7 protein-coding genes are annotated in these 11,916 nt (G+C 52.9%); 6 read left to right on the top strand and 1 reads right to left on the bottom strand.

What is annotated here, in order from left to right:
• The first annotated feature begins 145 nt into the window (after positions 1–145).
• The 6 genes from FH603_RS15590 (at position 146) to FH603_RS15565 (ending at position 10,325) form a co-directional block, all read left to right on the top strand.
• Positions 146–1,813, top strand: a complete 1,668-nt coding sequence (locus FH603_RS15590; RefSeq protein WP_186738458.1) for a UxaA family hydrolase — start codon at positions 146–148, stop codon at positions 1,811–1,813.
• Between the two features lie 170 nt (positions 1,814–1,983).
• Positions 1,984–2,757 carry an SDR family NAD(P)-dependent oxidoreductase gene (locus FH603_RS15585; RefSeq protein ID WP_186738457.1) on the top strand — a complete coding sequence of 258 codons (774 nt, stop codon included), beginning with the start codon at positions 1,984–1,986 and terminating at the stop codon, positions 2,755–2,757.
• 111 nt (positions 2,758–2,868) lie between these two features.
• The gene (locus tag FH603_RS15580) at positions 2,869–3,723 is read left to right on the top strand and encodes a fumarylacetoacetate hydrolase family protein (RefSeq protein WP_186738456.1); all 855 of its coding nucleotides are present in this window, start codon (positions 2,869–2,871) and stop codon (positions 3,721–3,723) included.
• Positions 3,724–3,795: 72 nt separating this feature from the next.
• Complete coding sequence (locus FH603_RS15575; RefSeq protein WP_186738455.1) at positions 3,796–4,620, top strand: amidohydrolase family protein; 825 nt, start codon at positions 3,796–3,798, stop codon at positions 4,618–4,620.
• A 254-nt stretch (positions 4,621–4,874) separates the two neighbouring features.
• A complete protein-coding gene (locus FH603_RS15570) occupies positions 4,875–5,660 on the top strand; it encodes an L-fucose dehydrogenase (protein ID WP_186738454.1) in 786 nt (261 codons plus the stop codon).
• Positions 5,661–6,122: 462 nt separating this feature from the next.
• Entirely contained in the window at positions 6,123–10,325 is a 4,203-nt protein-coding gene (locus tag FH603_RS15565) for a PA14 domain-containing protein (RefSeq protein ID WP_186738453.1), read from the top strand.
• Positions 10,326–10,416: 91 nt separating this feature from the next.
• Here the strand turns inward: FH603_RS15565 and FH603_RS15560 are convergent, their stop codons facing one another.
• Entirely contained in the window at positions 10,417–11,907 is a 1,491-nt protein-coding gene (locus tag FH603_RS15560) for a tetratricopeptide repeat protein (RefSeq protein WP_186738452.1), read from the bottom strand.
• Positions 11,908–11,916 lie beyond the last annotated feature (9 nt).

The raw sequence follows: 11,916 nt of genomic DNA, 5'->3' as shown, positions 1-11,916 counted from the left end.
GTTCAGACATGGCAAGGGCTGGAAGTCGGGGAACCAAAACTTGGTAAAGCCGGTCAGAATCGCAACAGTAGGGGGTAAACTTTTTGGCAAAGACTGGTATATTTTAGGCTAATTCGTCTCTCTATCTAAAAAAACAACGTATTCGATGCTTGCCCGAGTGCTGAAAGTTCACCCCGCTGATAACGTCATTGTTGCCCTGCGCAATCTGTCGGCCGGGGAGCGAATAGAATTTGATAATGCTGTGTACGACTTGCCCTATGCCGTGGGTGCCAAGCATAAGTTTGTAACGGAAGACCGCCATCCCGGCGACCCTATTTACATGTATGGTGTGCTGGTGGGCAAAGCTACCCAGCCAATCCGCCGGGGGGAATCCATTACGACCTTCAATCTCAAACACGACGCGGAGGGCTATGGCCTTGACAAAAAACAGCCTTACGCCTGGCAGCCGCCTGATGTTTCGCGCTGGCAGGACCGCACGTTCATGGGTTACCACCGCGCCGATGGTAGTGTTGGTACGCGTAACTATTGGCTGGTGGTGCCGCTGGTTTTCTGCGAAAATCGCAATGTGCTGATTCTTAAAGATGCTTTTGAGCGCGAACTTGGCTATTCCCAGCCAGAAACCTATCGCCAGCAGGTGCATGAGTTAGTTAGTCTGTACCGGTCTGGCCAGGTCGATGTCATTAAAAAGATGCAGCCGTTCGTTGACCCTGACCAGAATCGGACGCTTGCCCACGAGCCCGCCCGCCGACCGTTTGAGCATATCGACGGAATCAAGTTTTTGACCCACGAGATGGGCTGTGGTGGCACGCGCCAGGATTCGGCTTACCTGTGTTCGTTGCTGGCCGGGTTCATCAACAACCCCAACGTAGCGGGGGCGACCGTTCTGAGCCTGGGATGCCAGCACCTGCAGGCCAATATGATCGGCGAGGAAATAAAGCGCCAGAACCCGAAGTTCGATAAGCCACTGCTGCTTTTCGAACAACAGGCGGGTACCGAATACGCCTTGATGTCGCAGGCCGTTACCCAAACGTTCATGGGCCTGACCGAAGTTAATAAACTGAAACGGCAGCCTGCCCCGCTAAGCGCCCTGACAGTTGGACTGAAATGTGGTGGGTCGGATGGGTTCTCGGGGATTTCAGCCAACCCCGCCCTGGGTCAATTGTCTGATATTCTGGTAGCCCTGGGTGGGAAAACCGTATTGGCCGAATTTCCGGAACTCAACGGCGTAGAACAGGAACTCATCAACCGGACCGACGATACGACCAAAGCACAGAAGTTTATCGACCTGATGAGTAGCTACTCAGCCCAGGCTGAAGCTGCCGGGTCAGGTTTCGATATGAATCCGTCGCCGGGCAATATCAAAGATGGTCTCATCACCGACGCTATCAAATCGGCAGGGGCCGCCAAAAAAGGGGGAACGGCTCCCGTTACCGACGTACTCGACTACGCTGAACCCGCTACCAGGCCTGGGTTGAACCTGCTTTGCACACCCGGCAACGATGTGGAGGCTACAACCGGAATGGCCGGGTCGGGCACGAACCTGATTTTGTTTACAACGGGCCTTGGCACACCAACCGGCAACCCCATTTGCCCGGTGGTAAAGGTGGCTACCAACACCGCCCTTAAAAACCGGATGCCCGATGTCATCGACTTCGACAGTGGCCCGATCATTGACGGTGAACAGCGCATTGACGAGAATGCCGACGCCTTGCTGGAATATGTCATTCGGCTGGCATCGGGCGAAGAAACAACGAAGGCCGAAGGGCTGGGTCAGGACGATTTCATTCCCTGGAAACGGGGCGTTTCACTGTAGAGATGCAACCCTTTGCGTCTGCATATGCGTCAGCAACCTTTTTGTGTCAGTCCGTTGCGTCGCCTGGTTGCTATGGATGAGCGTGCGTTGCTGACGCATATACAGATATAAAGGGTTGCTGACGCATATACAGACGCAAAGGGTTGCGTCTCTACGTATAACTAAAAACGATGTTTTCACTTCAATACAAAACTGCCCTGATCACTGGCGGAGCCAGTGGTATCGGGCTGGCTATTGCGCAGGGTTTTGCCCAGGCGGGTGCGCATGTTCACATTCTCGATCTTAACGGCGGACAGGCGGAACAGGTAGCCAGCGACATTCGCCGACTGGGCAATAAGGCCACCGGTCACGCCGTAGATGTATCGAACCAGCAGCAGGCGGTGGAAGTCATCGGACGGATTGCGGCTCAGGAACCGATCCATATTCTGGTCAACAACGCGGGTGTATCGCACATCGGGACGGTTGAAACCACCACCGAAGCCGACTTCGACCGAATCTTCCGAATCAACGTCAAAGGTGTTTATAATTGCCTTTATGCCGTCATTCCGCACCTGAAGGCAAATGGTGGGGGGGTTATTCTTAACATGGCTTCCGTGGCTGCGTCGCTGGGCCTTTCGGAACGTTTTGCTTATTCCATGAGTAAAGGGGCCGTGCTGACAATGACCTTATCAGTAGCGAAAGATTACCTGGCCGACAAGATTCGCTGCAACTGCATTTCGCCGGCGCGGGTGCATACGCCCTTCGTCGACGGTTTTCTGGCCAAGAGTTACCCCGGTCAGGAAGCGGAGATGTTCGAGAAGTTGTCTAAAACACAGCCTATTGGCCGGATGGCCGAGCCATCGGAGGTGGGTGCGCTGGCGCTTTACCTCTGTTCCGACGAAGCAGGTTTCGTAACTGGTTGTGATTACCCGCTGGATGGAGGCTTCACGCGACTGAATACCTGATAACTATCGTTTGGGGTGAAGGCCGGGTTGAGGACACCAACCTCCACTGACCCTGAACATGGTTAAACTTGCTCTCTTGACTGCTTTTCATTTTGTATCACATTTGTTTGCATGAAACTCTTCCGCTTCGGCACCAGTAACCACGAACATCCCGGCGTTGTACTCGCCACCGGTCAGCACATCGACGTCACGCATTTTGGCGAAGACTATGACGAATCGTTCTTCGCCACCAACGGTCCCGACCGATTAGCCCACTGGCTGACAGCGCATGCACCTACATGCCCTGAAGTGGCGAACGACGTGCGCTTTGGGCCGTGCATCAAACGGCCTTCCAAGCTTATTTGCGTGGGGCTGAACTACGCCAAACACGCGGCCGAAACGGGTGCGCCAACGCCAGCCGAACCAATCCTGTTCTTCAAAGCGACAACGGCGCTCTGCGGTCCCAATGATGACGTTATTATTCCCAAGCGATCGGAAAAAACCGACTGGGAAGTTGAGCTTGCTATCATCATCGGCAAACAGGCCAGCTATGTCGAGCTGGACGACGCCATGGATTATGTGGCCGGGTATGCGCTGCATAACGACTATTCGGAACGGGCCTGGCAATTGGAACGGGGCGGTCAATGGGTAAAGGGCAAAAGTGCTGATACATTTGCGCCACTGGGGCCCTATCTCGTTACGAAGGACGAGATCCCTGACCCGAACGCCCTGCACCTCTGGCTCAGCGTCAACGATGAGCCGTTGCAGGATTCCAATACCGACGATATGATTTTCAATGTGCCGACGCTGGTGAGTTACATCAGCCAGTTCATGACGCTGCTCCCTGGCGATGTTATCTCAACGGGTACCCCGGCGGGTGTAGGGCTGGGCCTGAAACCACCCCGTTACCTAAAGCCTGGTGACGTGGTCAAACTGGGTATCGAAGGCCTGGGCGAGCAGCAACAGACGGCCGTTTCCTTTCAATAGTTTTCATTTGCAGGAAAAACGGCAGGATCATGACCACTAGGTAGTCTTTGTCTTCCTTACTTTCCCTTCTTTATGACCATCGACGCACATCAACATTTCTGGCATTTTGATGCCGCGCGCGACACCTGGATAACGGACGATATGGCCGTGCTCCGGCGCGACTTTTTACCCGCTGATCTCGAACCGGTGCTGGTTCAGAACGGGGTTGACGGTTGTGTGGCGGTTCAGGCTGCTCAGTCTGAAGACGAGACACTGTTTCTGGTCCGAATGGCACAAGTGTATGATATCGTCAAGGGAGTGGTTGGATGGGTCGATCTGCAGTCCGGAACGCTACCCGACCGTCTGACCGCTTTAGCTCAACACCCGGAACTGAAAGGCTACCGGCACATAGCTCAGTCTGAACCCGTTGATTTCCTTACCAGACCCGGCGTTGTGCAGGGCATCCGTCGGCTGGCTGAGTTCGGCATGACCTACGATATCCTGATCTACCCGGCCCAGCTCAAAGCGGCTCTTCACCTGGTGCGGGCTGTGCCTGAAGTGAACTTTGTCATCGACCACCTGGCCAAGCCTTCTATCCGAACGAAGGATATCAGCCGCTGGTCGAACTTCATGGCCGAGATCGCGAAATGCAAAAATGTGTCCTGTAAAGTGTCGGGCCTGGTTACCGAAGCCGACTGGCAGGCGTGGAGTAAGAAAGATTTCTTTCCGTATCTGGATGTTATGTTCGATCATTTCGGACCTGACCGGCTGCTGTTTGGTTCCGACTGGCCTGTATGTCTCGTGGCCGCCAATTACACCCAGGTCAAAACGCTTGTCGAAGAGTATGTAGCGCCCTGGGGCAGTGAAGTGCGGGAAAAGGTGTTTGGTGAAAACGCAATAAAATTTTATGGATTATAAGTTACCAGGGGTACCTGCACTAACTATAACATGAATTATGGATAGATTTATCTTTAAGTATCTGAAGTTCAATTTGTTGCTTTTGTCATGGCTCCGGCCACCCGGCCCGACGGAAGGAGGGATCTTCAAACAAGACGAAGTGCTCTGACTTACCGGAGATCCCTCCTTCCGTCGGGCCGGGTGGCCGGAGCCATGACAGAAACGCGCCTAGTTTACTTTTTAAATCACCCATAGTTCACGTTAACTATACGTATATGAATCTGAATCTGCGCGATAAAATAATCCTCGTTACTGGTGGAGCAAAGGGTATTGGCGAAGGCATTGCAACGGTTTTAGCCGCCGAAGGGGCTATACCGGTCATCATTGGCCGCAGCGAAGAGGACAACCTCAAAACGGTCGAAGCCATTCGTGACGCCGGCGGGCAGGCACACCAGTTTGTGGCCGAATTGACCGATCTGGATCAGTGTAAACGGGCCGTTTCGCAAACCATGACGCAGTTTGGCCGCATCGAAGGTTTGGTCAACAACGCTGGCGTAAATGACGGTGTCGGGCTGGAGAATGGGAGTTACGAAGGGTTTATGGCATCGTTGCAGAAGAATCTGGTCCACTACTATCTGATGGCGCACTATGCGCTGCCAGCCCTGAAAGCAGCCAAAGGTCATATTGTCAACATTGGATCGAAGGTGGCCGAAACGGGGCAGGGTGGAACCTCTGCCTATGCGGCTTCCAATGGTGGGCGCAACGCCCTGACCCGCGAGTGGGCCGTTGAGCTGCTGCCCTATGGTATTCGGGTCAACTGTGTGATCGTTGCCGAGTGCTGGACACCCCTTTACGCGAACTGGATCAAAACTCTGCCCGAGCCCGAAAGGAAACTTCAGCAGATCGTCTCGAAAATCCCGTTGGAGCAGCGCATGACAACAACCGAAGAAATTGCCAACACCGTGGCTTTTTTACTGTCGGACAAATCGAGTCACACGACCGGCCAGCTAATTCACGTCGACGGGGGCTATACTCATCTGGATCGGTCTATTACGAACTGATCGCTACCATTGACTACCCGTCAGGGTGGGTTAAACATGGTTCACAAACCGTGTTTAACCCACCCTTTTTTCGTGGCTTCTAGTCTTTGCTTTTGCCACCCTCAGTGTCCTGATCAATCGGTATAGATCTATGAAATCCAAACCTGCCTGCGATTGGCTGAATCGTTGAGATCAGGCTATCAGCAAAATATAATAACTACAAGTTACTATTTTCCCAAATTATAATTGGTATAGCGTATAAATTATTCCTTAAAAAGTGCATTTATCCTGTCGATTATATATTTGTAGGTTTCGTTCATGAAAATATAATATTGTATAAAATACTGTTATTCAGATAATTAGCTCTAAAGAGTGCATGTTTGATAGCGTTCGTATGTCAAAAAAATATTGATTAAACGGTAGGTCTGCGTTAATTTGCACACGTTAAGTCGTGCCTATCTCTTACTATTTACTCCTCTTCTTGTGCCTGATCTGAAAAAATACCTGTACTTACAGACACGCTCCCTATGCCGTTCCGGCTTCGTCTCTCTACTCATCTGTGGTAGTCTGGCAAGTAGTTTTGGACAGACTACTTACTATGTCGCCAGCTCGGGAAGCGACAACAACAGTGGTCGCTCGGCCGACTCGCCTTTTCAGACGCTGAATAAGGTAAACAGCTTGACGCTCCAAGCAGGCGACAATATACTTTTCCGGCGTGGCGACACGTTTCGGGGTAGTCTGGTTATCCGCCAGTCGGGCTCGTCGGGAAATCCCATCGTCGTCGATGCTTACGGCAGTGGTAACAAGCCCAGTATCGCTGGCTCGGTTCCTGTTGGCAACTGGACAAATACGGGTAACAACGTCTGGCAGGCCGACTGTCCCAGCTGTGGTAGCCGCGTAACGGGGGTTTATCGCAACGGAAGCTCATTACCGTTAGGCCGTTACCCAAACCTGAGTGATAGCAACAAAGGCTACCTGACCGTGCAGTCGCACAATGGTAAATCGCAACTGACCAGCCAGCAATCGTTATCGACAAACTGGACAGGGGGCGAAGTGGTTGTTCGGCCTGTGCAGTGGATTCTGGATCGCGCACCTATTACGCAGCAAAACGGCAATACGCTGACGCTCAACAACACAAATAGTTATAACCTGGCCGACGGCTGGGGCTATTTTATCCAAAACCATTCGGCTACACTGGATCAAACGGGGGAGTGGTACTACAATCCGGCCAACAAGACGATCCGGCTGTTCGACAGCCAGTCGAACCCCAACAGTCAGCTGATCACGGCTACTGCTTTCAGCGAAGGCATAAGTCTGCCCAACGTATCGAACATTACAATCCGGAATCTACAGATCACCCAAACCATAGCTACGGGCCTGCTGGTCAACGGGGGATCCAATCTGGTTTTTTCCGGTAACGACATTACCAATTCGGGCGAAGATGCCGTCTATGTCAATGGTTCGGGTAGTAATGTACTGGCCGAGAACAACTTGATCGAAGACACTAACAGCAACGGGTTCTTCATTCAGCCTTACCAGAACTTTACGTTTCGGGGAAACACCATCCGGCGCGTGGGTATGATACCAGGCCGGGGCAAGAGTGGCGATGGCAGCTATTCGGCCCTGCAATCGCTTTGTACCAGCAATACGCTCATCGAGAATAACGTCATCGATAATGTTGGGTATAACGGCATCGCTATCGTTACCAGAGCTACCGTTCGGAATAACCAGGTCTCTAATTTCTGTCTGACCAAGAGCGACGGGGGCGGTATCTATAGCTGGAATGGGGGCCGGGCCAACGTCGAAGACATGCATATCCTGTCGAACATCGTGTTTAACGGTATTGGGGCTCCGGAGGGAACGCCGGGTGGGGCCTATTCGGGTGCCAACGGTATTTTTATGGACGATTGCTCCCGAAACGTAGAGGTGGTTAATAATACCTCGTTCAACTCGCGCGGTATGGGCATTTTCCTGCGTGGTGTGACCAATATTACCGTCAAAGGCAATACCAGCTACAACAATGCCGAAGAACAGCTTAAACTGGCTTACAACGGTAACTGCGCCCTGCGCAATAACGTTGTTCAGAATAACATCCTGTTCAGCAAACAGCCTGATCAGGTCGTGGTCGCTTATGAGTCGAACGCAAATGATTTAGGCAGCTACGGAGATTTCAACTATAACTATTACGTTCGGCCCTTTGCTGATCTGTACAAGATCAGGGCCGTTTACAACCCTGGGTCGGGTCTGACCGGGGCGGACTATTCGTTGACCGAATGGCAGGGGCGCTATGGCAAGGATGCAAACTCCTTCAACAGCCCTATAACCTACAAAACACAGGTAGTTAGTCAGACGGGGGCCAGCGTGCTTAACAGTTCGTTCTCGGGCGGCAGTGAAGGCTGGAGCGTGTGGTCGCCCTATGGGAACGGCCGGGCCGACTGGGACAACGCCAACCGGCTCGATGGCGGTTCGCTGCGGCTGGGTTTTGCATCGGCCTCCAACCAGGCTAACTCCTACCTGCTGGCAACGGTGAACATTGGGTCGGTTACCAAAGGAAAGACCTACCAACTGCTGTTCGATGGGGTTGCGTCGGGGTCTAACAAACGACTGGAGGTATATCCTCGCCGATTATCGGGAAATTACCAGGATCTGGCCGTCAGGGCTTCGCTGTCGATGAGTTCGAGTCGGCAGCAATACGAGGCCACGTTCACGGCTACGAGCGATGAGTCGAACGCTATTCTTGTCATTCAGGTGCAGGAGGATGGACAGACGGCCTGGATTGACAACCTGCGTTTGCGGGAAGCAACGCTCAGCAACCAGAATCCCGATAATTTCATTAAACTGGTTTACAACGCAACGGGTCAGAATACAACGGTCTCGCTGGATGGAAGCTACCGGGATGTTAAAAATACCCAGTACAACGGCTCCGTGACTGTATCGCCCTTCTCGTCGGTAATCCTGATGAAAGAGGTAGGGACTCCTGCCACACCTACGGCACCGGTTGCCTCCCTGCGCAATCCTGAGAATCCGGCCAATGCCGTCAACGGGCTGGATTTTGGGTACTATGAAGGTAGCTGGGGAAATCTGCCGGATTTCAATTCGCTGACGGCCAGCAAGACGGGTAACGTTGGTACGCCCGACCTGAGCATTCGAAACCGCGATAATGATTACGGGGTACGTTTCAGGGGCTATGTCAACGTGCCAACTGATGGGGACTATACGTTTTATGTAAATTCTGATGATGGCAGTAAGCTGCTCATCGGCACCACAGAGGTTGTCAATAACGACGGGGGCCACGGGCCACAGGAGAAGTCGGGTACCATTGGCCTGAAAGCCGGTAAGCATGCCTTGACGGTTCCCTTTTTTCAGGGATCGGGCGGGCAGACATTAACCGTCAGCTATAGTGGTCCGGGTATCAACAAACAGGCCATTCCCGCTTCGGCATTCTTCCGGGTTTCTACGGGCAGCGGCAATCCGGTTGCTGGTGCAGGCACGGGTCTGGCGGCCGAGTACTTTGCCAATAAAACGCTTTCGGGTTCCAGCGTACTTACCCGTACCGATGCTACCGTCGATTTTGATTGGGGCACCAGCAGTCCAGCCGCAGGAACAGTGCCCAACGATAACTTCTCTGCCCGCTGGAGCGGACAGGTACAGGCACCTGTAACGGGTTCATATACGTTCAGCACTACCTCCGATGATGGTATCCGGCTTTGGGTCAACGGGGCACAGGTCATCGATAACTGGTCGGACCACGGTTCTACCACCGACAATAGTCAATCCATCGCGTTGACTGCCGGTCAGAAATACACTATCAGACTGGAATATTATGACAATGTGGCTGGTGCCATAGCCCGTTTACAATGGGCTTACCCCGGCCAGGGCCAGCAGATCATTCCGAAAGCTCAGTTGTATCCTGCTTCGGTGGCCGCGCCAGCGCCAACAACCGGTGGCGGAACTACGTACCTGTCAGATATGACCTGGACGAACATGACAAACGGGCACGGACCAGCTGAGCGGGATAAGAGCAACGGTGAGTCAGGAGCGGGCGATGGGCGTACGATCACGCTCAACGGTAAAACTTATGCCAAGGGTCTTGGTTTGCACAGCCCTTCCGAAATTACGTATAATCTCGGCGGGAAGTATGCCACATTCATCTCCGATATCGGCATCGACGATGAAGTTGGCGAAGGCTGCGGTACGGTGGAGTTTCAGGTGTATGCCGACAATGTGGCCATTTATAGCAGCGGGGTCGTAACAGCTGCCACGGCTACCAAAACCATTAACCTGAACGTGTCCGGCAAACAAACACTCCGTCTGGTGATTACGTCGGCGGGGGATAATCCATACTGCGACCATGCCGACTGGGCGGGCGCGCGGGTGATTGGCACTAGCGGAGGACGGTTAGCCGCTATGACTGGTGGCGAGGACGCGTCGGCACTTACCGTACAGGTGTATCCGATCCCGGCGCAGGACGAAGTTCAGGTGCGCTATTATGCCGAGGTAGCGGGCGACGTTGCCCTGGAACTGGTCAACACGGCAGCGTTGCCGGTAAGGCGGATAACGTATCCGGTAGTGTCCGGCGAAAATACCATCCGGATGCCGGTAAGGGATCTAACCCGAGGTTTCTATATCCTCTCCTTAACCCAGGATCGCCAGCGGTTCACTCGCAAAGTGATTCTGTCAGAATAAACAGGTTATTTTATGTCAAGCTAAAAAGCCACCCAAATAGTAGGGTGGCCTTTTTAGCTTGAAAGGGGTTTGCGTTCCGGTCGGCTTTTGATTACCGCGTGTACAACGCACCTTTGGCAATTGTCGATTCGTATTCGTAGTTGATCGTTTCAAGGAATTTGCCGGTTATCCAGCCAATATCGGCGTTTCTGATAAAGACAAATCGCTTGGGAGTAACGGCCGAGTTATACGTTTTCATGATGGACTCAAGCCATAAAGCACCGGCAATGAGTTGCTTTTCGGTCAACTGTTTACCCACCTGATTGCGGTCATTCTCCGCCTGACTTCGAATGGCTGGGTCGGTTATAGCCGTCAGGTCGGGCTGGGCCAGGGTTTTGTAGCTTGTCAACGCCAACCGCTTAAACCGCTCAACATCGTCTGCCGTAATGGGTACGGCTGCCGTACCTGCTTTTTCTGGGTGCAGGTAGGTAACGAGTGCCAGCGCCAGGTCGCCACCGACACCAACCGTCCGACGTTCCTGAAGGCCACGTCCCAGTTCGTTGATCTGTCGGGTAATGGCGGTATCGGCAACGGACTTTACCACACGCTGTGCTTCCCGGCGGTAGGCATCCATATTTAGCGAGCGACCGTTCTCAATCTGGTTGACCAGCGTACCGATGCCTACGGGAATGCTTATACCATGAAAGCTTCGGTTGGCAAGCCCACCGATCTCGCTTGTTGTTTGTCGTTTCCCAACCGGTTGCCGGTCGGGGGTTTGATCGAAATAACCACCGGTTGTACTCGAACTCCCTATCTCCAGAGCCGATGTCGTTGGCCAGACTTTACGGGGTATCGACCCAATCGTGAACAGTTCGGCCTGCCGATCGGGGGTTATGGTTGTGTCAATACGGATTGTCCCGTTAGGGAGCGCCTGGGATAATTGATTATAGAAGCTTTGTTTGCTGATCGGCGTCTTTTGCAGGTTTTCACGGGCTTCACTGCTGAGTACGACAAAGATGCGTTCGTTGGGAATATTGTACCGCTGAATGGAGTCCAGGCACTGTCTGAGCCCGTCCTGTTCCGCCTTGAACGATCCCGACGCGTCAGCCAAAAGTGCCCCGTTGGAATTAGGGATATTGACGTATGACTGAACGTTCTTCTCGTAGAAGTCACTCTCGTATTTCGTTTTGAGTATGACAAGCGTTATATCGGATGCGCCAAGCTGGATGCCGGCATATACATTCTTTCCGGAAATATCCCGGATCACTTCATTGACCGCCCAGGCGCTGGCAACATACTTGAGTTTGGCATACTGAGTACGTGCCTGCTCCAGATAGTACACCGCTTTGGCACGGTCGGTCAAATCCTTGTATGAAAGTCCCATCATTTCATTGATGACAGCCTCCATATACAGATTTTTTGCCTTAACGGCAGGCATGGCCCGCGTGAGCAGACTAATTGATTCCTGGGATTTATCGACCTCCCGGAGTGTGTTGGCTAATTTAACAAATTGAATGGCCTGCATGGTGTTGCGGGCTGGTTGGGCAAGGCCAGTGTTGACCCAGCACCCGAGTAAGATCAGGGAGATATAAAAGCGTTTCATCTGTTAAGG

The organism is Spirosoma utsteinense (assembly GCF_014282275.1).
Classification (GTDB): domain Bacteria; phylum Bacteroidota; class Bacteroidia; order Cytophagales; family Spirosomataceae; genus Spirosoma; species Spirosoma utsteinense.
This window is presented reverse-complemented; position numbering and strand designations above follow the sequence as displayed.